Here is a 22,563-nt window from a genome sequence, read left to right on the forward strand (position 1 = left end):
GAGCGAGGCGAAACCCGGAGCGGCAACGGAAATCGAGAGATTTCGACCGTCTCGTCCGCGCATGACATGGACGTGACGAAAGGGCAGCTTGACCGCGAATTCGGACGATCACCGGGCCGCGGCAGCGCCCGCCCGAAGGGCCTATTCGCCGAGCTTGGCCATCGCCGCGTCGCGGTCCTCGCAGACGGTGAGGATCTGCAGGAAGCCGCTGATGGCGAAGACCTCGTGGACCGAAGGCGTCAGGCCGATGAGTACGAGCTTGCCGCCGACCTCCTTCAGCCGCTTCGCCACCACGAGCACGACGCGCAGGCCGGCGCTCGAGACGTAGGGCACCTCGGAGAAGTCCAGCACGAGCCGGTTGGCGCCCCGCTTGATCTCGTCGGTGATCTGCAGCTCGACGGCGCCCGCGTTGACGCTGTCGAGCCGGCCCTTCAGGGCCAGCACCAGCACTTCCTCAACCCAATCCGACTCGATCATGAGCGGACGATCTCCATCTTGAGTGCGCGGGACGCCGCCGCCTTGGTCGCGAGAACCGGCATGTCAGGCATCCACGGCGGTGGCGAGCTGGGGCGGGAACAGCAAGGTCAAGGTGATGACGTTGCGGTCGTCGTCGCGGGTATAGCTCACCTCGTCGATGAGCGTGCGGACAAAATGGATGCCGAGCCCGCCGACCGCGCGCTCCTCCAGCGCGGAGGTGGTGTCGGCGACGTCGACCTCGAACGGGTCGAAGGCGATGGCGCGGTCGATGAGCTTGACCACGACGCGGTCGTCATGGCGGCGCATCTCGATGTCGATCTCGCCATCCTTCCGCTCGGCATAGCCGTAGGCGATGGTGTTGGTGATCAGCTCATCAAGCGCCAGATTGAGGCGGAAGACCATGGGCGGCGGCAATTGCAGGGAATCGGCGAGATACTCGATCGCATCCGCCAGCTTGCGGATTTCGTGAGTGTCGCTGCGCAGCACGACATGAATTCCGCGAGCCAACATGCCGGCGCCCCGAGCCCAAAACTCTTATTCGAATAACGAGACTAGAGTCCTATTGCGAAGGTTCGATTACGATGACGTAACAACCCACAGCCTCTGACGCAGCGGCCCGGGCGCGTGCGCCCTGCGCGCATCCCGCCATGACTGCCGGGAGGGGCCGGAATTCGCTGGGGATAGCCAGGCTTGAGTCGATCTTGCCGGAAAGTTTTTTCGTTCTGTCATGATCGGTCCTCTAAGGTGCGCGGCCAGAGCATGGTGCCAAGCAATCGAACCGGCTTTCGGGCGAGATCGTGCACTTAACTCCTGGTCGAGAGAACGGCGTGAGCGACGACACGAGTGAATTCCAGAGGCGGCTGCGCGAGCTTTGCGGCGAGCTGGCGCGCGGGGACTACGACAATATCGACAGCCTGTTCGCGATGACGATCGACGAGGGCGCCCCCGTCGTGGTGCAGGAGCTGGCCGAGGCCTTCGCCAGCATGGCGGTGCAGATCGAGGCGCGCGAATACCGGCTCGGCGAGATGCTGGCCGAGCTCAAGGAGGCCAACCGCCGGCTCGAAGAGGCCAACCGCTCGGTCACGACCGAGAACGTCACCCTGCGCAGCCAGGTCCAGCGCCTGACCATCGAGATCGACCAGACCCGCAAGGAGCGCGAGGTCTCGGAGATCGTCGAGACCGACTATTTCCGCGGCCTGCAGGAACGGGCCCAGGCGATGCGCCAGCGCCAGCGTCCGACCCCGACAAGCGAGGCCGCCGATTCATGACCGTGATCGTTTCGACCCATTCCTACCGGGGCGGCACCGGCAAATCGAACACCACCGCCAACATCGCGGCGAACCTGGCGCATAAGGGCCGGCGCGTCGCCATCGTCGACACCGACATCCAGTCGCCTGGCATCCACGTGCTGTTCAACGTCGATCCCGACCAGCTGCGCTACACGCTGAACGACTTCCTCTGGGGCCGCTGCAAGGTCGAGGAGGCCGCGCATGACGTCACCGACCGGCTCGTCAGCAATGCCGGAATCCACCCGGCTTCGGTCGGCGGCTCGGTGATGCTGGTGCCCTCCAGCATCCGGCCGGGCGAGATCGCCCGGGTGATCAAGGAGGGCTACGACGTCAACCTGCTCAATGATGGCTTCCAGGAGCTGTCGCGGCGCCTCCAGCTCGACTACCTGCTGATCGACACCCATCCCGGCGTCAACGAGGAGACGCTGCTCTCGATCGCGATCTCCGACACGCTGCTGCTGATCCTGCGGCCCGACCATCAGGACTACCAGGGCACGGCTGTGACGCTCGACCTGGCCCGGCGGCTCGGCGTGCCGCAATTGCTGCTGATCGTGAACAAGGTGCTGCCCTCGCTCGACTTCCGGCAATTGTCGGATCGCATCGCCAGCACCTATCGGGTGCCGGTGGCGGCGGTGCTGCCGCTGACCGAGGAGATGGTGCGGCTCGGCAGCGGCGGGCTCTACTCGCTGCTGGCGCCGGAGACGGCCTATGCCGAGGGCATCGCCGCGATCGGCGCGCTGGTGGACCTGCCCTTCGAGATGCCGGCGCAGAGCGTCGGCTGAGCCTCCTACTCTTCAGAAGAGGGCTCCCCGCGCCTATCCGGCGAAGAAGGCGCGCTGAAAAGCGCTCGCATCGGCCGGCCGCGGCCCCGCATCGAAGCTCAACGCCGCAGCGATCGCACCCCAGGCCTGCTCCGACACCCCGCCTGGCCTGACGGGCACAAGCCCCTTCTCCCGCGCCTCCAACGACGGCGCCATCTCGAACGGGTGCCGGCCGCTCAGCAGCAGGTAGGCGACGCAACCCAGCGCATAGACGTCGTCGCGGGCATTGCGTGGGGCGCCCTCCAGCATGCCCGGGCTGGCATAGGGCAAGGTCATGCCGCCGAGCGCCGCCGGATCGAAGCCGGAATCGCGCGTCGCGCTGGCGATGCCGAAATCCAGCAGCTTCACCTCGCGGTTCGCGGCGACAAAAATATTAGCTGGCTTCAAATCCGCATGAATGACGCCGCGCGCATGGGCATGGCCGAGGCCGGCGCAGAGCTCGTGCAGGACGGCCTGCGCCTGCGCCGGCGGCAAGCCGACGCCACCGGCCTGCGCCAGCAGATTGTCGAGCGGCTCGCCTTCGAGCAGTTCCATGACGATGAAGAGATGGCTGCCGTCGCGCTCGAAATCATGCACCGTGACAATGTTGGGATGCGACAATTCCTGCGCCTTGCGCGCCTCGGCCTCGAGCGTGCGCAGCGCCTCGGGATGATGGCGGAAATCGCCGGAGAGCAGCTTGATCGCGACATAGGGCTGGCGGTGCATCGCCTCGAGCCGGCGCCGGTCGACGGCGCGGTAGACCACGCCCATGCCGCCGCGGCCGATCTCGCTGTCGAGGATGAAGCGGTCCTTCAGCATCGCGCCGGTGCCGATGGCGCGGCTCTCCTGGCGCGGGTCGAGCTCGAAGCGCCGGGCGCGGCCGGCCTCGGCATTGCTGGCGTCGCGGCGGAAGCGCAGGCTGCGGAAATCGGCGAGGCTGGCGTCGAGCGCCGCATCCTGGCGCGGCGCCGTCTCGCCGCCACGGCCGCGCAGGCCGGTAAAGCCGCCGATCAGCGCGTTGACGACGACCTCGTCGACCTTGTCGCGCATCGTCTCGGCCTTGGGCAGCGCCATCTCCGGCGCCGGCTGCGCCCCGGCCGGACGGGCGAGCGGCACGGTCGGCTGGTCGAGATAGGCCTGCGGCGCGGCGGCGGCGCCCGCTTGCAGCTCGGCGATGAGATGCGCCTTGAGATCGGCCGGCAGGCGACCGAGATCGACCCAATATTGCAGCCGCTCGGGGATGGCGCCATGCGGATCGCCCTGCGCCCGCAGGCTCTTCAGGGCGATGACGAGCTTGTCGAAGGGCAGACGGCCGGCGAAGAACGATTGCAGGCAGCGATCGAGCTCCGCGACGCTATCCATGTGGTCCCGCCTCACTGCGATCGAACGTTCCCAGAGACCGTTTGAGAATTCGCTGGCGTGAGCTGGCCGGCGTGGCTGTCGAGAACCGGAGCGGAGCGTACGTTTGTACGTGAGCACCGGGAGCGCAGACAGCCGCGTCGGACGGCCTCGCCAGTAGAATTTGCAAGCGGTCTCTCATATCAGCTTGGCGGCCTGATCGCATAGCGCTGGAGCTTCTCGACCAGGCTGCGCCGCGAAATCTGCAGCAATTCGGCGGCGCGGCTCTGGTTCCAGCCGGTCTCGCGCAGCCGGTTCTCGATCACGATCGCCTCGTAATGGCGCACGGCGGCGCGCAGGCTGGCGTGGTTCGCGGCCGTCGTCGACGACGGCACGACGATGTCGGGCGCCTGCGTCGCCGATAGATTTGCCGGCAAATGTTTTAGGTCGATCCGCTCGTCGCCGTCGACCAGCAGCGCGGCGCGCTCGGCGATGTTCTTGAGCTCGCGGACATTGCCGGGATAGCGCCAGCGGCAGAGCGCATCGAGCGCGCGCGGCGTCAGCGCGAACGAGGAGCGGCCATGCGTCTTGGCGATGCGGGTCAGGAAGAAATCGATCAGCTTGGGGATGTCGGAGGGGCGCTGGCGCAGCGGCGGGATCTGCACCGGGAAGACGCTGAGGCGGTAGTAGAGGTCCTCGCGGAAGCTGCCCTGGGCGATCTTCTGCGGCAGATCGGCATTGGTCGCCGCGACGATGCGGACATCGACCTTCTCGAGCTTGGTGTCGCCGAGGCGGCGGACCGAGCCCTCTTCGAGCAGGCGCAGGATCTTGGCCTGGAGCGCGAGCGGCATGTCGCCGATCTCGTCGAGGAAGAGCGTGCCGCCATCGGCCTCGTGCACCAGCCCCTTCTTGTCGGCGACGGCGCCGGAGAAGGCGCCCTTGCGATGGCCGAAGAGCTCGCTTTCGAGCAAGGTCTCGGGCAAGGCCGCGCAGTTCTGGGCGATGAAGGGGCGGCCGCGGCGCTTGCCGAAGCGGTGGATCGCCTGGGCGAAGACCTCCTTGCCGGTGCCAGTCTCGCCCAGCAGCAAGACTGCGACCGGGGCGGAGGCGGCGCGGCGCGCGAGGTCGAGCGCCGCCTGGAAGACCGGGCTCTCGCCGACGACCTGGTCGTCGCTGACCGTCGCCATCACCTTGAGCCTGGTATTCTCCTGGGCGAGGTCGGCGTTCTTGCGGTCGAGCTGGCGGATGAGCTGGCGGTTCTCCTCGAACAGCCGGGCATTGGCCATGGCGACTGCGGCATGCGCCGCAAACGAGGCGACGATGCGCTCGAACGCCTTGGGCAGCGCGCCGATCTCGCCATCCGGCGTCAGCCGGATGTTGATCAGCTGGAGGACGCCGAGCGTGACGCCCTCGACGTTCCAGAGCGGGGCGACGACGAAGGAGCGGGTGCGATAGCCCGTCCTGGCGTCATGGGCGTAGAGCGCCGAAACATCGAAATTGGTGTAGTCGTAGAGGTCGGCGAGATTGACGATCTGCCCGGTCACGGCGCTGAAGACGTTGGCGTCGCGCATGTTGAAGGCGTTGCCCTCGGAATAGACCGAGACCGTGTCCGGAAAGGCCGCGGCCTCCGGCGCGCACTCGTTCTGGCCGATCAGCCCGTGCAGGTGCCGGCCGGTGCGATCCAGCACCAGGACGCGGCCGCCCTCGGCGCGCGTCAGCCGGCGCGCCGACGAGACCACCGCGCCAAGCAGCGCCTCAAGCCGCCGCTCGGTCGCAAGCGTGGTGGTCAGTTCGATCAGTTCTTCAGCGACCGCGAGCGGGTCCTGCATGGTCGGCCCCGATATCCGGCGCTAAACCTTATTCGGCCGCCTCCGCCACCGGCTCCGGCACGTCCCCGCCGAAGCTGTAGGTGAAATTACCCTCGGCATCGATGTCGACGAAGAGCGAGTCGGGCGCGGCCTCGTCGCCCATCCGGCTGATGATCTCGGTCGCGATCTCCGGCAGCAGCGTGCGGTTGACGATGTGGTCGATATTGCGCGCGCCGGTGTCGACGTCGGTGCAGCGCGCCGTGATCGCCTCCACCACCACGTCGGAATAGGCGAAGCTCATCTTCTGGCTCTCGCGCAGGCGCTTGCCGACCTTGTTGAGCTTGAGCCGGACGATCTCGCCCATCACGTCGGGCATCAGCGGGTAGAACGGCACGATCTGCATGCGGGCCAGCAGCGCCGGCTTGAAATGCCGGTTCAGCGTCGGGCGGATCGCCTCGGTCAGCTCGGCGGTCGAGGGCTTCTCCTCCTGCGTCCCCAGCGCCGTGATGATGTCGGTGGCGAGGTTCGAAGTCAGGATGATGACCGTGTTCTTGAAGTCGATGACGCGGCCCTCGCCATCGGCGAGCGTGCCCTTGTCGAAGACCTGGTAGAACAGGTTGAGCACCTCCGGATCGGCCTTCTCGCACTCGTCGAGCAGCACGACCGAATAGGGCCGCTGGCGCACGGCCTCGGTGAGCAGGCCGCCCTCGCCATAGCCGACATAGCCGGCCGGCGCGCCGACGAGCTTGGAGACGGTGTGCTTCTCCTGGAACTCCGACATGTTGATGGTGATCAGGAAGCGCTCGCCGCCAAAAAGGAGATCGGCGAGCTGCGTCGCGAGCTCGGTCTTGCCGACGCCCGACGTGCCGACGAAGAGGAAGACGCCCATGGGCTGGCCGGGATTGTTGACGCCGGCCTTGGCGGCGCGCATGCCCTCGTCCAACGCGGCGACGGCGTGGTCCTGGCCCTTGATGCGCTGGCGCAGGTTCGTGGCCATGCCGAGGATGGCGGCGGCCTCGTCCTTGACCATGCTGCCGACCGGAATGCCGGTCCAGTCCGAGATGACCTGGCCGACGGCGTCGGCTGTGACCTCGTAATGGATCATCGCCGTCTTGCCGCGGGTCTTCTCCAGCTCGGCGACGGCCTCCTGCAGCTCCAGCTCGGCGGCGCTGCGAGCGGCATCGGCGTCCGAAGCCTCGTCCTCGGCGCCATCCTCATCATCGTCTTCGTCGTCATTGGCAGCTTCGGCTTCGGCCTTGGCCATGCCCTCCGGCCCGATGCCGAGCTCACGGCGCAAGCTCACAATGCGGTCGACCAGCGCCTTCTCGCGCTCCCATTGCGCGGTTGCCTCGACCTTCTCAGCCTCGATCCTGACGATCTCGGCCTCGATCTCGGCAATGCGCGGGTTGTCGCGGCCGAGCGTGGTGCGGTCGCGCTCCAGCGCGGCAAGCTCGCGCTGCAAGGTCGCGATCCGGCGCTCCTGGTCGTCGATCGTGGCCGGCTTGGTCGAGAGCGAGAGCTTGACGCGGGCGCAGGCGGTGTCGAGCACGTCGACCGCCTTGTCGGGCAGCTGGCGGCCGGAAATGTAGCGGGCCGAGAGCTGGGCGGCGGCGGCGACGGCATCGTCGCGCACGTAGACTCCGTGGCTCTTCTCATAGGCGGCGCGCAGGCCGCGCACGATGGTGATCGCCTCCGCCGGCGAGGGCTCGTCCAGCTTGACGAGCTGGAAGCGGCGGGCGAGCGCCGGGTCCTTCTCGAAGTACTTCTTGTATTCCGCCCAGGTCGTTGCGGCGACGGTCTTGAGCTCGCCACGGGCGAGTGCGGGCTTCAGCAGGTTGGCGGCATCGCCGCCGCCGGCCGAGGCGCCGGCGCCGACCAGCATGTGGGCCTCGTCGATGAAGAGGATGATCGGCTTCGGCGAGGCCTTGACCTCGTCGATGATGCCTTTGAGCCGGTTCTCGAACTCGCCCTTCACGCCGGCGCCGGCCTGGAGCATGCCGAGGTCGAGGCTGACCAGCTCGACGTTCTTGAGGAAGTCGGGAACGTCGCCCTCGGCGATCTTGAGCGCCAGGCCCTCGACCACGGCAGTCTTGCCGACGCCGGGATCGCCGACGCAGATCGGGTTGTTCTTGCGGCGGCGACCGAGGATGTCGATCATCTGGCGGATTTCGCGGTCGCGGCCGAAGACCGGGTCGATCTTGCCGGCGCGGGCCTGCTCGGTGAAGTTCACGGTGAAGCGCGCGAGCGCGCCGTCGGCCGGCATGACATCGCCGCCCTTGGCCGCAGTGCCGGCCTCGCCCGGCTTGGCTCCAGTCGGCTCTTCGGCCGAGGAGGCGACGATGTCGCGGAATTTCGATTTGAGCTCGCTGAGCGGGATGGCGCGCAGCTCCTCGAACCAGTCGGCCATCGCATAGCGGCTCGGGCTGGAGAGCAGCGCGGCGAGGACGGCGCCGGAGCGGATCTGCTGCTGGCCGAGCTCGACCGAGGCGACGAGCCAAGCGTCCGTGAGTAATTCGATCAGGCCGGGCGCGAAGACGGGGCGGCCGGCATTGCCGGTCTTGAAGGCTTCGGTCGCGCGGGTCAGGCCGCGCTTCAGGCCGGAGGCGTCTAGCCCGTGATGGCGCAGGATGACGCCGAGGTCGCGCTGCTCGTCATCGGCCAGGACCAGCAGCAGGTGCTCGACCGCGACCTCGTAGTGGCTGCGCCCGACGCTGAGCCCGGCAGCCGTTTCCAGCGCGCGCTTCACATAGGGGTTGAGGCGCCCGAGAAGCTGCTTGAGATCGACCTGAACCATGAAAACGCCCCCGCTGTCGCAATGCCGGCGACCGATCGACTCAATACTGATCAAGCCGGCAACCGACCTGCCCGCAACCTCACAAGGACTGAATGACCCTGCGATGACACCAGCGGCTTCCCGTAGGGAAATCGCGGAAAAAAGTGTCGGCCGAAAAGAGGTCGCCGCCCCGCAAGCGGGGCGGCGACCGGTATCGAACGATCAGGCCGACTGCCAGGAATCGGTGCCTTCGGTCGAAGCCTTGGTGTGCTTCCAGGTCACCTTCTCATAGGTGAACGACCAGTCTTCCATCGGGCGCATGTGATCGTTGCCCTGGGCGACGGTCAGCGGCAGATAGGACTTGCCCTCGCAGAGCTTGGCGTTTTCCCACTTGTACTCGAAGAACTCTTCCGGCTCGCCGAGGCCGCTGGTGTCCGGACGGAAGAACTTGCAGACGATCTCGGTCAGCGTCTCGCCGGTGGCGAGAGCCTGCCAGAGCAGCGGCGAGGAGCGGTCGAACACCTTGGTGAAGGTGACCGGCTGATGGATGCGGGCGCCGGTGGTGGTGCCGGACTTCGGGTCGCGCGGGTTGATCACGCCGCTGGTGAAGGCGAGGATGGTGATCTCGTTGCCGTGCTTGTCGTACTTGGCGCCGGCGCCGGCGCTCTTGATGGTGCTCGCCTCGGACGAGATGTCGGCCTGCTTCTGGCCCTTGATGGTCATGTAGGCGTCGAGTGCCATGGTCTTAACTCCTGATAGGTCAGCCGGCGCTCGCCGGTGCCACTATCACCGCAAGCGCCGTACCAAAGGTCATCGACGAACCAAACCATTGAAATCGCTTCATTATCACCGAAGATGTCAGGCCTGTGACTGCGCAGATTCCTGCGCGATACCGCGCTCTTGCGCAGGCCCGTTCTCAGCGTCGGAAGAGCTCGGCTGACGTAGGGGACTGGAGAAGGTTAACCGCCTGCCCGGCATTGTCCGGAACTGTGGCGCGAAGGCGTCGCCGCGCCTGGTTTTGGCGGATTCCGATCATTGTCCAGGAAGCGGTCTGAAGCCTGCGTTCCGGACTGAGAACGAATATGTCGAGCAGTTGGAGCACGCTGCGATTTGCCGGAATCAAGCGCCTTCATCCCGGACGGAGCGAAGCGCAGCTCCGGCATGACGCGGAGAGGTTTCCGCATTACCGCACGATTATCCTAGCGCGCGCCGATGCGGCCGAGGCTTTCCAGCCGGCAATCGCAGGAGAGGATGGCGCGGGTCTTCAGGTCGACGATGACTTCGGAGGCGACGCGATAGCCGTGGTCGTCGACTGCGACCTCGCCGGAGACGCGCATGTTGGCGCAGGCCCGCAGCCCGAAGCGGGCCTGCTCGCCGGGCGCGACGGTGAGCGCAATGCGGACGGAGCGGCCGTCCTTCAGCATGGCCTCGCGCCAGGCGGCACCGGGCACGGCCTGGAGGTTGACGCCGACCGGCGCGATCGGGAATATCTGGCTGCGAATGGCCTCGAGCACCAGCTCGGTCAGCGGGTCGATCTCCTGCGTCGGAGCTTGCCAGATCGTCGTCATGTCGCAGCTTTCCCGCCGTGCTTCAGGGGACGAGTAGGAACACCCTCATCCCCTCATCCTGAGGAGCCGCGAAGCGGCGTCTCGAAGGATGGTTCAGGAGGCTCCGGAACCATCTGGAGCATCCTTCGAGACGCGCTCTGCGAGCGCTCCTCAGGATGAGGGCTCAACCACCCCTACGCCTTACGAAGACGGGCCGTCGTTCATCTCGAACAGCGTGCCCGAGGGCGAGCGGAAGCGGTTCAGCGTCTGGTTGCGGCTGGCGACGACGTTCGGCGTCAGCGGGTTCGGCACGGCGCCGACGATGATGGGACGGTCGATGTCGCCGTTGACGCAGCAGAGCACGACCTCGGTGCCCTTCAGCAGCGGGAAGTGCATGCCGGTATCGGAGGGGCCGGCATAGGGCTCGGCCTTGCGGATGTACTCGCTCGCCTTGCCGTCGCTGCTGTCGCCCTCGTCATAGCGCAGCTTGATCTTGTAGCGGCCGTGATCGTCGACCTCGGCGCGCGAGCCGTCGGTCTCGCCATCGACATGGGCGGTGAACAGGCCGGCCGCGAGCGGGCGCGGCGTCTTGCGCTCCGGGCGGAAGGGCGTGGCGAAGGGGATCGCCTCGAAATGGTTGACATAGGGCTGGCCGGCGACGGCCTCGGCCGTGCCGAAGCCGGACGGGGCGGGCGTCGCGACCGCATGCTCGACGGCGATGATCAGGTAGCGGTTGTCGAGCGAGGGGTGGCCGTCGAGATCGAAGAACAGGCCGGGGCGAAGCTGCGGCGCGTTGCTGGTGCCGCGGAAGACCTGGCGTCGGCAGGCGATCTCCTCGGCGCGCACCTGCGCGAGATAGTCGCCCTCGTCCGGCTCGAGGAAATATTGGCCGTATTCGACCACGGTGCCGGTCTTGCCCTTCTCGACCTCGTAGCTGGAGCGCAGCGGCAGCGTCGGCTTGTCGGGGTTGTACTCGCGCAGGATCACCGACTTGGTGACCGGCTTGGCCGAGAAGCGGAACGAGGTCACCGCGGCCTGGGTCGTGACCAGCGCGCTGTGGCCGTTGCGATAGGGCAGCCGGCCGGTCTCCGCCTCGGCGAAGGCGACGTTGGAATCGCCGAAGACCACGGTCTCGCCGCTGTCGCCCTGCTTGAAGAAGTAGAAGATGCCGTTGGCCTCGCACCAGCGCGACAGGAAGGCGAGGTCGGTCTCGTTGTACTGGACGATGAACTCGCGCTCGCGGTAGGTCGCGTCGAGATTGAGCTCGGCCTCGACCTTCTGCGAGTGGCTGGCATTGGTCAGCGTGCCGTCGACCTCGCCCTTGATGATGTCCTTGACCGTGACCTTGCTGTTGGTGCCGTAGACCTGGTTCTGGCGGCTGAGGTCGAGCAGCTTGAGGCGCGGCGCGATCTCGACCGCGTAGAGGAAGCCCTGGTCGCCCAGCGCGTCATCGGCCGAGAACTCGGTCACGACGCCGTTGACGACGAGTTCGCCGGCCTCGCTCGTCACGGTGACCTTCGCGACCTCGCCGACCACGTCGTCGACCTTGATCTCGTCCTTCGAGCGGAAGGTGACGCGGTGGCTGAACGGGTGCGAGATCTCCTCGCGGCCCTTCAACGACTCGACATGGATGCCGTCCTTGATGCTGCCCGACGCCAGCTCGAGGGCGATCGTCAAATCATGGGAAGTGTCAGCCATGGTGGCGCAGCCTCGGGAAGCAGGTTGATGCGAGCATGAAACACGCCGCCCGGCGCCTGTCCCGGGCGCGCAGGCGGAGAGAGGGGACGTAGCGTAAGCTAGGCGGCGCGGTTGACAGGTTTACGACGCTGGCGGAGGCGGCTCTGGTTCCGCGGCGGTTTCTTTCGCGGCCGGCGCGGCGCGGCGCATCTGCGGCCGCAGCGCCTGCCAATAATCCGCCAGCGCCGGCCGCGCGAGCCGGCCGGAGAAGGCGGCGATGGTCGCGATCCGGTCGTCCCGCATCAGCGCCAGCGCCTCGCGCAGCACGACCCAGCGCGCCGCCGCGAGCTTGTGCGGGCGGGCGGCCGAGAGCCCCTCCTTCAGCGCCTGCTCGGCCGTCCGGCCGCCGAACGGGTGGGCGCCCGACAGGATCAGGTGGGCGATGATGGCGAAGGAGAAGACGTCGTCGCGCGCGTCGGGCAGCTCGCCGGCGAGCATCTCCAGCGAGGCATAGGCCGGGGTGACCGCGCGCATCCGGTCGACATAATGCGAGGTCGCGTCCTCGTCGGGGTCGAGTTCGTGGTCGCGCCGGGCCATGCCCTGGGCGGTGCCGAAATCGATCAGCTTCACCATGCCCTCGCGGGTGATGAAGACGTTGCCCGGCTTGACGTCGCCATGGATCATGCCCTGCGCATGCGCTGCCGCGAGCCCCTCCCCGACGCCGCGGATGACGCGCATGGCGAGCGCGGGCTCGAGCGGCCTGCCGTCGCGCTCCTCCATCACCTTGGCCAGCGTCTTGCCGCGCAGCAGCTCCATGACGAGGAAGTGCAGCGAGCCGTCCTCGTCGGAATCGTAGACGCGGACGATGTTCGGATGCTGCAGTTCGAGCAGCCGCCTGCCCTCGCGGTGCAGCAGCGCGATCGCGTCGGGTCGATAGCCCTCGTCGACGTCGATGACCTTGAGCGCCACATCGGTATCGGCAGCGCGCGCCCTGACGCGGACGAGGTCGATGGCGCGGTAGACCGTGCTCATGCCGCCGCGGCCGATGACGTCGATGATCTTGAAGCGTCCGCGCACCTTGGTGCCGAGCGGAACGGGGAGCGCTCGCTCGACGGTCCGATGCGGTATCTTGCCCCGAACGCTCTTCATGGCCTTGCTACGGGGCCCGGCAGCGGGCGACGATGGCGGTGGTGTCGTCGCGGCCGCCGCTGACGACGGCCCGCGCCACCAACCGCTCTGCCAGCCCCGGCAGCGGCTCGGCCATGAAGCTGGCGATCTCCTCCTCGCTCAGCGCCTTGGTCAGGCCGTCGCTGCAGACCAGCAAGGTATCGCCCGGCGCGACCTCGGTGACGGCGCGCTCGATCTCGACATGCCGGGTCGAGCCGACGGCGCGGGTCAGCACGCTGAGATTGCCCTCGGTGACGTCGCTATCCTCGGCCAGCGTATGGTCGCGGGTCAGGCGGCGCAGGACGCCCTTGCTGTAGTGATAGATGCGGGAATCGCCGACCCAGAGCGAGACGGCGAGATCGTCGCCGACCAGCAGCGCCACCACGGTCGAGCCGATGATGTCGCGGCTCGGCAGCGTGTCGGCCTTCTCGCGCAGGGCGGTGTTGACCGCCTCGATCGCCTCCTCGGCCAGCGCGACGCGGACAGTGAGCTCGACGCCCGGCTCCAGCACGGTCTGGAGGATCTCGACGATGGAGCGACTGGCGAGGCCGCCATCGGTATGGCCGCCCATGCCGTCGGCGACGACGAAGAGCCCGGCCTCCGGCCAGGACGCGAAGGCGTCCTGGTTCTCGTCGTGCTTCGGCCCCTGCATCGTGGCGGAGGAGGAATCCCAGATCAGCGGCGTGGCGGCGCTCATCGGCCAGCCTCGACGGCAACCGCATTCCAGCCATGGCGCGGCCAGTCGCCATCGAGGAAGCCGGCGAAGCCGATGGGCGGCGGCAGGCCTTCGCAGCGAAGCGCGACCGGCACGTGCCCGCTCCAGCGATCATGCCACCAGCCGCTCTCGGCCTCGCCCGCAGCCGAGCCGGCGAGCGCGGTCAGCGGCGCGTCGTCCCCCGCCGGCGCGACCACAACAGAGGCTCCCGCGGCCGCCGGGCTCCCGGTGAAGGGCAGCGGGGGACGCATCACGATCAATGCGGCCTCAGCGCGCAGCGCCGTCTGCTCCAGAACGAGATCGAGCGATTGATCGGCGTCGATCAGCGAGAGCGCCGTCTCTTCAAGGATGGTGCAAAGCGGCCCGAGCGATACCGCGCCCTCGACCGCCGCCAACCCGGCCGGCAGCTCCAGCGCCAGCGTCAGCGGGAAGAAGCGCCTGACGCGGTCGACCGAGGAGACGAGCACGCCGGCCCAGCCCGACGGCCCGAGGATGCCGGGCTCGATGACGAAGCGCCAGGCCGGGCTCAGCAGATAGGCGTCGGCCCAACTCGGGCCGAGCGCCTCGCGGCTCGCCGCCATGGCCCGCGACAGCCAGTCGTCCCAGGGCCGGACGAAGCGCGCGGGCAGGCCGCGCTGGATGAAATCGCCCTCCCAGGGCAGCTTCCCGAACAGGCCGGCGACGGGCCGCGCATTCATAGCGAATCGGGGCAGCGGAAGGCGCGCAGCACCCCCAGGCTGAACGGGTTGTTGATGCTGGAGGCGCGCAGTTGATAGGAGACGCGCGTGCCGCCCTCGCCATTGACGGTGATGCTGAACTGGTCGGCGCCGCCGCGCGCCGCGATGTTGGAGGCGTCAACCAGTCGGAACAGCGCCCAGGCGCCGGTCTTCTCGATCCTGGTGTCCTTGCCGTTGAGGTCGGTCAGGGTCACCGAGACCGAGCTCGCCTCGCTGCGCGTCGGCCATTCCAGGTCGTAGGCGCGCGTCGCCTCATGGCGATAGACCAGATCGCGGCCGTCGATCGACATCGTCGCGCGCAGCAGCCGCGGATCGAGGAAGGAGGGCCGCAGGCTGAACTTCACCGAAGGCGCCGCGCCGGTGCCGGAGAAGAAGGCGGTGCGGATGGCGCGGGCCCGGGCGAATTGCTGCAGGGCCTCCGTCCGCAGCGGCAGGGCGGCGCCGTCGACGACGGCTGGCGCAAAACCGGTGCGCTGGTCGACGACGAAGGGCGAGAGGTACTTTTGGAAGAAATCGTCCATCAGCCCGCCGGGCCGGAAGAAATCGCCGAAATCGCGCAGCGAGACCTCGTCCCGGCCATCCCCGAACATCGGATAGCGCTGGTCGAGCGCGCCCTGGCAGACCGGCAGCACGTCGCGCCGCCAGGATTCGTTGACGTAGCCGAGCCCGCCGCCAAGCACCGAGGCCCAGCTCGCATTGGCGACGTCGCGCATGACGCCGCGCACCGGATCGGGCCTGAGCGCCGAATCGGCGCGCAGTTGCGCCAGCGGGTCCGGTCCCGAGCTCTTGCGGCTGACCACGAGCTGATAGGCGGCCTGGCGCGGATCAGGCGCATTGGCGACGTTGCTGAGCGCGCCGTAGACGCCGCTGAACAGCTCGCGCACGCGGGCCATTTGCGGCTGGGCGCCACCGGGCGGCGCGACCAGCTCGACCAGCGGCTTGAACGGCGCACCGATGGCGATGCCCGGCCAGGGCGCATCGCCGAGCGCGGCGGCGACGCCGGCATTGGCGGCGCCGCTCGCCGCCTGCGCGATCAGCCCGCCGCCGAGCGCGGCCGGGATCGGCGAGGCCGCCGTCGCGGCAGCCGCCGCCTGATCGCCCGGCAAAGGCAGGTCGGTATTGGTCTTGACCACGCCGACGAGGCGCTCGAGCGGCGAGTTGCCGCCGGCCAGCGCCTGCACGGCGGTGAGGCCGCGCTGCATGTCGCCGAACGGCACCAGCGAGACGTTGGCGAGCGCCGCCTGCCAGGAGCGGGTGTAGTCGGCGACGTAGCGCTCCATCACCTCCTTGGCGATGGTCTGGACGACGCCGTCGCTGGCCTTGTCGCCGCCGGTGACCCAGTCGACGCCGAGCTCCTCGCGGATCAGGACGGGCAGGCGCGGCAGCAGGAACTCGTAGAAGCCCTCGCGGGTAAAGGCCGCGGGGATGACCGAGACCGCGTCGCTCGAGCGCGTCGAGGCGATCTGGAGGCTGCCGGGGCCGATGACCGAGGCGAGGTTGACCGGGCGCAGTCGCTGGTTCTGCGCGGCCTCGCGCAGCAGGCGGGCATAGACCTGCTCGGTGCGCGGCGTCCGGGTCAGGCGCGAACGGACATAGTCGACCAGCCGGGCATCGAGGATCATCGGCCGCGGCAGCAGGCCCATCAGATGCTCGATATGGCCGTTCATCTCAGCGAGCTTGCTGCGGTCGATCGGGAAGGCGAGCTGCGCCTCCTCCCGCAAGGTCTTCAGCACCGCGGCGCGGTCGTAGCGCGAGGAATCGCCGAGCATGAGGTAGCTGCGCAAGAGGTCGCGGATTGCCTCGGCGTCGCCGCCGACCTGGATCAGGCCGTTGAGGCGCTCGCTGACGCGGCTGCCGACGCCCGGCAGCAGCCGGTCGGTCAGGAGCTTGTCGCGCAGATCGTCGGCGAGCGGCGCCAGCGTCGGCGTCGCGGCGAGGCCGAGCCCGTCGAGCCAGGCGAAGAAATCGGCATGGCCGGTGGCGTCGCGCACGGTCTCGACCGCATTCAGCGCCGGCAGGATGGTGGCGAGCGTCGGGCGCTGGCCCATCTCGGCGATGCGCGACTGCGCCATCGTCGCGGCCTGGGCGGTGGCGCCGATGCGGGCCTCGCTGCGGCTCGCCGCCCCCCACCAGAGCGCGCAGAAACCGAGGAAGAGCGCGGCCGCGACCGCATAGCCAGCGCTCTGGGCGACAACCAGCCGGCGCTCGAGCTTGCGGTCGACGCCGACCAGCCCCTGCTCCTCGAAGACGACGTCGGTCAGCAGGCGGTTGACGAAGAAGGCCTTGCCCTGCCCCGAGAAGGGCGCGCGCTGGCTGCCTGAGAGGCCGAAGCTGCGGCCGAAGGCGGCGAGCACGCGGTCGATCGGCGTGCCTTCCTGCGTGCCGGAGGTGAAGTAGACGCCGCGCAGCTTGGAATGCGCCTCGAAGCGACTCGGCTTGAAGACCTCGTGGACGAAGCTGCCGATGTCGCGGCGAAGGCTGGCGAATTCCTTGGGGAAGACGAAGATGCGGCCGCGCCGGGCCAGGCCGCGCTCGGAATGGGCCCGCTCCGGCATCAGCGCTTCCAGCCGCTCGCACAGGCCGCGGAAGCCCTGGTCGAAGGTCTCGGCGAGCTTGGTGTTGAGGTTCTGGTCGTGCGGCAGGGTCATGCCCCAGACCTGGGCGCGCTGTGGCTCGCCGAGCCCGTCGAAGAACTCGGTGAAGCCGGCGATCAGGTCGCATTTGGTGATCAGCAGGTAGGTCGGCAGCTCCATGCCGAAGGTCTGCGTCAGCTCCTGCAGGCGCGAGCGCAGGGCGGCGATGTGGCGTTTCCGCTCGGCCTCGCTCTGGAGCAGGATGTCGGAGAGGCTGATCGCGATGATGATGCCGTTCAGCGGGCGGCGGCGGCGATGCGCCTTGAGCAGGTCGAGGAAGCCGCGCCAGGCGGCGCGGTCGACGGCGCTGCCATTGTCCTGCGTGGTGTAGCGCCCGGCCGTGTCGATCATCACCGCCTGCTCGGTGAACCACCAGTCGCAATGGCGGGTGCCGCCGAGGCCGGCGACCGGATCGGAGCCGAACTTGCGCGCCAGCGGGAAGTCGAGCCCGGAATTCTTCAGGATGGTGGTCTTGCCGGCGCCGGGCGGGCCGATGATGACGTACCAGGGCAGCTCGAAGAGGTAGCCATTGCCCTTCTTGCCCTCGAAGACCGTGTCGCGCAGCGTGGTCAGCGCCTCCTCGAAGCGCTCGCGGATGATCGCGACCTCCTCGACGCCGCCGCTATCGGCCATCGAGGCCAGGCCCTCGGTGTCGAGCAGCGACTTGATCATGCGGGCATTGGCGCGCCGCGCCAGGAAGAGCCGGATCAGGGCATAGGCCAAGAGGCCGGCGAGCAGCACGACGATGGTGGTGACGCGGTTCTCGACCGGTGCCAGCGGCTGCATGTCGCCGAAGACGAGGAAGGGGCCGGCGAACCAGATCACGGCGCAAAGCGCGGCGAGGCCGAGCAGCGTGACGATGCCGCGCCAGCTCAGGAAGCCCATCAGGAAGGAGCGGATCATGGCGCCGTGCCCCCGAGCGGGCCGATCGAGGCGTTCAGGCCGCGCAGCTGCTCGACCACGGGCGAGAGGTTGGCCGTCAGCTTGTAGCGCTGGTAGCCGTAGATGCAGACCAGCAGCACGCCGGTGACGGCGAAGACGACCCAGAGCGGCAGGAAGGTGCGCAGAGTCCGCTGGCCGCTGAAGCCACGCCATTCGGCCGAGAGCTCGGAGGGCGGCGGCGGCGAGTGCTGCGCCACCAGCGAACCGACCTCGTCGCGCAGGTCGGCGAGGCGCTCGCGGCCGCCGTCGAGGACGCGGAACATGCCCTCGAAGCCGAGCACGAGCACCATGTCGATCAGCTTGAGCAGGACGAGGTTCTTCTTCGCGTCGCCCTTGATCCTGTCGAGGATGGCGAAGACCTTCTCGCCGCCCCAGGTCTCGTTGTGGAAGCGGTTGAGCAACGAGCTCGTGCTCCAAGTGCTGGCGCTGCCCCAGGGCGTGGTCATCACCGTCTCGTCGATCAGCGAGCAGAGGATGTAGCGCGCCGCAGTGACGTCCCCGGCCGAGGCGCCGAACTTGACCGCGAGCTCCTCGAATTTCTGGATCTGGTTGACGACCTCGTTGCGCAACGTCGTGACGTCGGCGAACTCGACCGCGTCGCGCAGCTGCGCCACCAGCACGAGCAGCGGCCCGGCGGCGGCGATGATCGCGTCGGCGGGGCCGGTCGGCTCGCTGGCGAGCTGCATGCTGACGCTGCGGCCCGGCCCGCTCGCCGCCGGCTCGCGCGGCTGGAGCGCGGCGACGTCGGTGCCGCCGAAGCCGGGCATGGTCGGCGCGCGCATGGCGGCGCCGGGCATCGGCCCAGCCCCGCGCGGCGGCGGCGGCATGATCGGGGTGGTCGGGATGTCGAGCACGGAGGGCGAGGGCGCGCGCGGCTGCAGCAGCCCCGTCGGCTTGTGGCCGACGACGGTGGGAGCGTCCAGGCTCGGGTCCGGCACCTGCTTCACGAACGCTTCCCGCGGATCGCCCAGAATTCGAGATGCAGGTCGGGATAGTCGCCGCTGACATGGAAGGCGACGGCGGCGGAGCGGGTCAGGTTGCGCCAGAGCTCGACGCTCTGGTCGAGCTCGAAATAGACGCCGCTTTGCAGGAAGGGCAGCTCGCGCGGCACCACCGGCAGCGCCCGCAGCGGGATGCCGGGCAATTGCAGGTTGACGAGGTCGCGGATCTGCTCGACCGAGCCGATCTTCATCGAGATCGGCAGCTGGCTGCGCAGGCTCTCGGTCGGCACGCTGGCGACCGCGATCAGGACGAAGCGGCAATCCTGGAACAGCGTGCGGTCGGAGATGGTCGAGAGCCGGATGCCATAGCCGCGATCCTGCAGCGGCAGCGCGACGGCGTTGCGCTCGACCAGGGTGGCGAGCAGCTGCCTGAGCTGGTCCAGCACCGGCGCGAAGGCGGCGTCGAGGTCGGGATGGCGATAGGCCGGAAAGTCGGCGCTACGCCGACGCTTCTGGGTGAAGGTCGAGAGATGGCCGGCGAGCGCCAGCGCGGCGCGGTAGACCGTCTCGGGATGCAGGCCGGGCGTCGCGGCGAAATGGTCGAAGACCGCTTCCTGGCCGTTGACGATCGAGAGGATGATCAGGTCGACGAGGCCGCCGCTCTCGGCCGTCGCCTGCGCCGGATCGGCCTGGCCGGCGAGCGCCTCGGCGCGGCTGCGCAGCAGCGAGCGGATCTCGTTGACGATGCGGATCAGCCGCTGCGAGACGTGGAAGTCGAGGCAGGGCGGGATGTAGTTCTCGTCGAGGATGATCGCGCCGGCCGCATCGAGCTCCTTGATGCGGGCGATCGGCATGGTGACGAGGTCGTCCTCGGATTCGCCCTCGATCAGGAGGCGCGGCACCAGCCTGGCGACGCGCAGCGAGACCGCGCCCTTGCCCGGCGCCGTGGTGTCGCGCATCGGCTGCTCGACCGCCTCGTAGCGGCGCTGGCGGCCGTCGCCGCCGATCTCGGCGCCGTCGAGGCCGCGCACGGAGACCGCGACCTTGATCAACGCGTTCTTGGTGTTGGGCGGGATGGCGCGGGCCTCGAAGCCGGCATGGGAGGCGTTGCCCAGCACGGTGCCGTCGGGCATGACGCCGCTGATGCCGGCGATGCCGAAGCGGCCGAGCGGCAGCAGCTCGCTGGACAGCGAGAGCGAGCGCAGGCCCCAGCCGAAGGCGTCGAGCCCGGCCGTGCGACCCTCGACGACGTGCTCGATCCAGCGGTCATATTGCTGGAAATGCTGCGGCCGGATCAGCATGCCTTCCGACCAGAGCGGTTTGCTCATCAGCGTCATCAGCGGGAATCCTCGCGCCTGTTCATGGTCGTCGCCCGTATCAATGCTGTGCCCCGCCTGCCCTGCCGCAATGTCAGAACAGGCCGGGCATCGAACGCGTGGCGCCAGCGAGTTCGATCTTCACCGCGAGTGCTGTCACTGATATTACAAAGCTGTTGTTTCGGTCCTGGACGATGTCCACGACCGAGCGCCAGGTCGCCGCCTCGATCTGCCGGAAGCCGGCGATGACGCCGATATGCTTGGCGTCACTTGGGGAATCGCGGGTGAAGGTGCTCTTGTCGCCCGGCTTCACCTCGAACTCGCGCTTGGCCACGAGATCGGCGCCGAGCTTGGTCGTGTCGCCGTCGAGCAGCTCGAAGAAGCTCGCCTGCTCGAAGGCCGATTTGGTCTTGAGCTCGTAGACCCTGATCACGATCGGCGAGGGCTCGTTGTTCTCGTTGAGGTTGATCTCCTGATCAGCCTGGATGGTGAACTCGAGCGCATTCGTCTTGACGCTGGCCGCGCCGCCGCCGCAGCCGCCGAGTGCGGCGAGGCCGGGCAGGACCAGCAGGTTTCGGCAGAAGAGCCGCCGCGTCGGCAGCGACAGGCGGCCAGGGCCTTGAATCATCGTCCGGTCTCCGCCGCGGCGCCTTTTGTCTGCTCGGCGTAGGCGCGGGCGAATTCCTCAGCCAGCATCTCGCGCGTGGTCCGGTCGAGATCGCTGGCGAGGCCACCATGGGCCTCGACATAGCGGTCCCAGAGCTTGCCCTTGTCGGGCCTGCGGCCGAGCAGGCCGGGCTCCGTGCCGCTCTCGATCGCGGCCGGGGCCATGCGTGCCAGCAGCTTGCGCAGCGCGCTCTGCATCGCGACCACGGTCGCGACCTCATGCGCCTGGATGTCGGAGAAGCCCTGCTTCACCGCCCGGTCGAGCGGCAGGTAGCCGGGCTTGCCTTCGGCGATGACGCGGCGCAGCGCATCGTCGCCGCTGCGGAAGAACTTGAACGGGTTGTTCTCCAGCGCCGCCAGCCGGGTCTGGTCGATGCGGAACTCGTCCTTCAGCGATTTGCGCGCCGAAAGGATGGCGACGAGGCCCGACGCCGTCTCGCGCATGGCGCGGCCGAGCTCGGCCAGCATGTCCTGCCGCGAGGCAGCGGGGATGGCGTCGGCATCAAGCCCGAGCGCCTGCCAGAAGATGGCGGCGTCCGAGGCCGCATCGACATTCATGCCGCCGGGCATCGCGACCGCCCCGATGGCCGGGCGCGGCGCGGCCTGAGGAGCGGGCTCGGCCCCACGCGGGGCGGCCTCGCCATTCGGGCGGGACAGGTCGATCGAGGCCGCGCGCGCGATGGCGCGGTGGCGCAGCATCGCGAGCGGGTCCATCGGCGCGGCCGGCCCTGTCTCGGGAGGCGCGGCGGGAGCTGGTACCGGCGGCAGCACTGGGCCTGGCTGCGGCGGCAGGTTCGGCAGTGCGAAGCCGTCGAGGGCGGGCGGGACCGCAGGCGGCGTGGTGGGAAGCGCGGCAGCCAGGCCGAAATCGGCCGGGATGCCCTGCATGGGCATCGGCGCCGCCGGCGGGGGCAGCGGTGAGTTGAAGCTCGTCACGGCAGCGGGCGGCGGCACGGGCAGAGCCATTGGCGGCAGCGCTGCCGGAGCCGCGCCGCCCGGCGCCATCAGATCGCTGAAATCGAAATCGTCGGGGATGACCGGGGCCGGGCGCGCCTGGGCCAGCACGGCAGCCGGAGCGAGCGGCGGCAGGGCGAGCGGCAGCGCGGCCGGAGGCGGGGCGAATTGCGGCTGCGGCAGGACGGTGCGGGCCGGGCCGAGCAGATCGTCCATCGAGAGGCCGAGCCTGTCAGCCGGGCGCGGCGCGAAGCCGCCCGGCACGGTGCCCGCCGGCGTCGGCAGCGGCGAGAACACCGGCGGCATCGGCGCACCGGCCGGGAACGGCGCGGGCGGCGGCGCGTAGAGCGGCGAGGCCGCCGGCTGGGCCGGCTCCTTCAGCAGCGCGACCGAGATGATGTAGTCGGAGATGTAGAGCGTGTCGCCATTGCTGAGCGGGGCCGACTGGCCGCGGCCGATCGGCGCGTCGACGCTGTTGAGGTAGACGCCGTTGGTGCTGGTGTCGGTGACGACGAAGCCGTGGCCGTTATGCGAGACCGCCGCGTGCCGCGAAGACAGCGTGTTGCTGGCGTCGGGCAGGCTCCACTCGCAGCCGGCATTGCGGCCGATGATGCCGCCGGCCATGTCGAAAGCGTGGGTGGAGCGCTCGCCGAGGTTACTGCGCTGCGCGCTGAGCACGGTCAGCAACAGTCTCATTCCGCCCCCCGCCAAGCTATCGTCGCGCATCGAGCTATCGTCGCGCATGCGGGTTCGTTCGCGTTGCCGCGCTGGAATCCGCATCCC

Annotated in this window: 18 protein-coding genes; 2 read left to right on the top strand and 16 right to left on the bottom strand. The window is 68.8% G+C overall.

The annotated features are described in order from the left end of the window. Positions 1-141: 141 nt before the first annotated feature. Together DWF00_RS17920 and DWF00_RS17925 are read right to left on the bottom strand one after the other, a co-directional pair. Positions 142-477, bottom strand: coding sequence for an STAS domain-containing protein (locus DWF00_RS17920; protein ID WP_114829075.1), 336 nt, complete (start codon positions 475-477; stop codon positions 142-144). Positions 478-540: 63 nt separating this feature from the next. Next, a complete protein-coding gene (locus DWF00_RS17925) occupies positions 541-987 on the bottom strand; it encodes an ATP-binding protein (protein WP_114829076.1) in 447 nt (148 codons plus the stop codon). 317 nt (positions 988-1,304) lie between these two features. Between DWF00_RS17925 and DWF00_RS17930 the strand changes: the two genes are divergently transcribed. Further along, positions 1,305-1,745, top strand: coding sequence for a hypothetical protein (locus DWF00_RS17930; RefSeq protein ID WP_114829077.1), 441 nt, complete (start codon positions 1,305-1,307; stop codon positions 1,743-1,745). After that, positions 1,742-2,548: a MinD/ParA family ATP-binding protein gene (locus DWF00_RS17935; RefSeq protein WP_114829079.1), complete on the top strand. Its 807-nt coding sequence runs from the start codon at positions 1,742-1,744 to the stop codon at positions 2,546-2,548. The genes DWF00_RS17930 and DWF00_RS17935 overlap by 4 nt, the downstream gene beginning before the upstream one ends. Before the next feature lie 33 nt (positions 2,549-2,581). Here the strand turns inward: DWF00_RS17935 and DWF00_RS17940 are convergent, their stop codons facing one another. The 14 genes from DWF00_RS17940 to tagH form a co-directional block, all read right to left on the bottom strand. After that, a complete protein-coding gene (locus DWF00_RS17940) occupies positions 2,582-3,928 on the bottom strand; it encodes a serine/threonine-protein kinase (protein ID WP_114829080.1) in 1,347 nt (448 codons plus the stop codon). Between the two features lie 179 nt (positions 3,929-4,107). Next, the gene (locus tag DWF00_RS17945; RefSeq protein ID WP_114829082.1) at positions 4,108-5,733 is read right to left on the bottom strand and encodes a sigma-54 interaction domain-containing protein; all 1,626 of its coding nucleotides are present in this window, start codon (positions 5,731-5,733) and stop codon (positions 4,108-4,110) included. Positions 5,734-5,761: 28 nt separating this feature from the next. Further along, complete coding sequence (tssH, locus tag DWF00_RS17950) at positions 5,762-8,506, bottom strand: type VI secretion system ATPase TssH (RefSeq protein ID WP_114829084.1); 2,745 nt, start codon at positions 8,504-8,506, stop codon at positions 5,762-5,764. Positions 8,507-8,707: 201 nt separating this feature from the next. Next, positions 8,708-9,226 carry an Hcp family type VI secretion system effector gene (locus DWF00_RS17955; protein WP_114829086.1) on the bottom strand — a complete coding sequence of 173 codons (519 nt, stop codon included), beginning with the start codon at positions 9,224-9,226 and terminating at the stop codon, positions 8,708-8,710. Positions 9,227-9,684: 458 nt separating this feature from the next. Beyond that, positions 9,685-10,053, bottom strand: coding sequence for a hypothetical protein (locus tag DWF00_RS17960; RefSeq protein WP_114829088.1), 369 nt, complete (start codon positions 10,051-10,053; stop codon positions 9,685-9,687). A gap of 180 nt (positions 10,054-10,233) precedes the next feature. Then, positions 10,234-11,730 carry a type VI secretion system Vgr family protein gene (locus DWF00_RS17965; protein WP_114829089.1) on the bottom strand — a complete coding sequence of 499 codons (1,497 nt, stop codon included), beginning with the start codon at positions 11,728-11,730 and terminating at the stop codon, positions 10,234-10,236. Between the two features lie 120 nt (positions 11,731-11,850). Beyond that, the gene (locus DWF00_RS17970) at positions 11,851-12,858 is read right to left on the bottom strand and encodes a serine/threonine-protein kinase (RefSeq protein ID WP_114829090.1); all 1,008 of its coding nucleotides are present in this window, start codon (positions 12,856-12,858) and stop codon (positions 11,851-11,853) included. 7 nt (positions 12,859-12,865) lie between these two features. Then, positions 12,866-13,573, bottom strand: a complete 708-nt coding sequence (locus DWF00_RS17975) for a PP2C family protein-serine/threonine phosphatase (protein WP_114829091.1) — start codon at positions 13,571-13,573, stop codon at positions 12,866-12,868. Then, entirely contained in the window at positions 13,570-14,289 is a 720-nt protein-coding gene (tagF, locus tag DWF00_RS17980) for a type VI secretion system-associated protein TagF (RefSeq protein WP_114829093.1), read from the bottom strand. The genes DWF00_RS17975 and tagF overlap by 4 nt, the downstream gene beginning before the upstream one ends. Beyond that, positions 14,286-17,864, bottom strand: a complete 3,579-nt coding sequence (gene tssM / locus DWF00_RS17985) for a type VI secretion system membrane subunit TssM (protein WP_114829095.1) — start codon at positions 17,862-17,864, stop codon at positions 14,286-14,288. The genes tagF and tssM overlap by 4 nt, the downstream gene beginning before the upstream one ends. Beyond that, a complete protein-coding gene (gene icmH, locus DWF00_RS17990) occupies positions 17,861-18,850 on the bottom strand; it encodes a type IVB secretion system protein IcmH/DotU (protein ID WP_114829097.1) in 990 nt (329 codons plus the stop codon). The genes tssM and icmH overlap by 4 nt, the downstream gene beginning before the upstream one ends. Then, complete coding sequence (gene tssK / locus DWF00_RS17995) at positions 18,847-20,181, bottom strand: type VI secretion system baseplate subunit TssK (RefSeq protein ID WP_114829099.1); 1,335 nt, start codon at positions 20,179-20,181, stop codon at positions 18,847-18,849. The genes icmH and tssK overlap by 4 nt, the downstream gene beginning before the upstream one ends. A 73-nt stretch (positions 20,182-20,254) precedes the next feature. Next, positions 20,255-20,788, bottom strand: a complete 534-nt coding sequence (gene tssJ, locus DWF00_RS18000) for a type VI secretion system lipoprotein TssJ (protein ID WP_114829100.1) — start codon at positions 20,786-20,788, stop codon at positions 20,255-20,257. Continuing rightward, positions 20,785-22,476, bottom strand: coding sequence for a type VI secretion system-associated FHA domain protein TagH (tagH, locus tag DWF00_RS18005; RefSeq protein ID WP_181832617.1), 1,692 nt, complete (start codon positions 22,474-22,476; stop codon positions 20,785-20,787). The genes tssJ and tagH overlap by 4 nt, the downstream gene beginning before the upstream one ends. Positions 22,477-22,563: the final 87 nt, after the last annotated feature.

The organism is Allobosea caraganae, assembly GCF_003351345.1.
GTDB classification, from domain to species: domain Bacteria; phylum Pseudomonadota; class Alphaproteobacteria; order Rhizobiales; family Beijerinckiaceae; genus Allobosea; species Allobosea caraganae.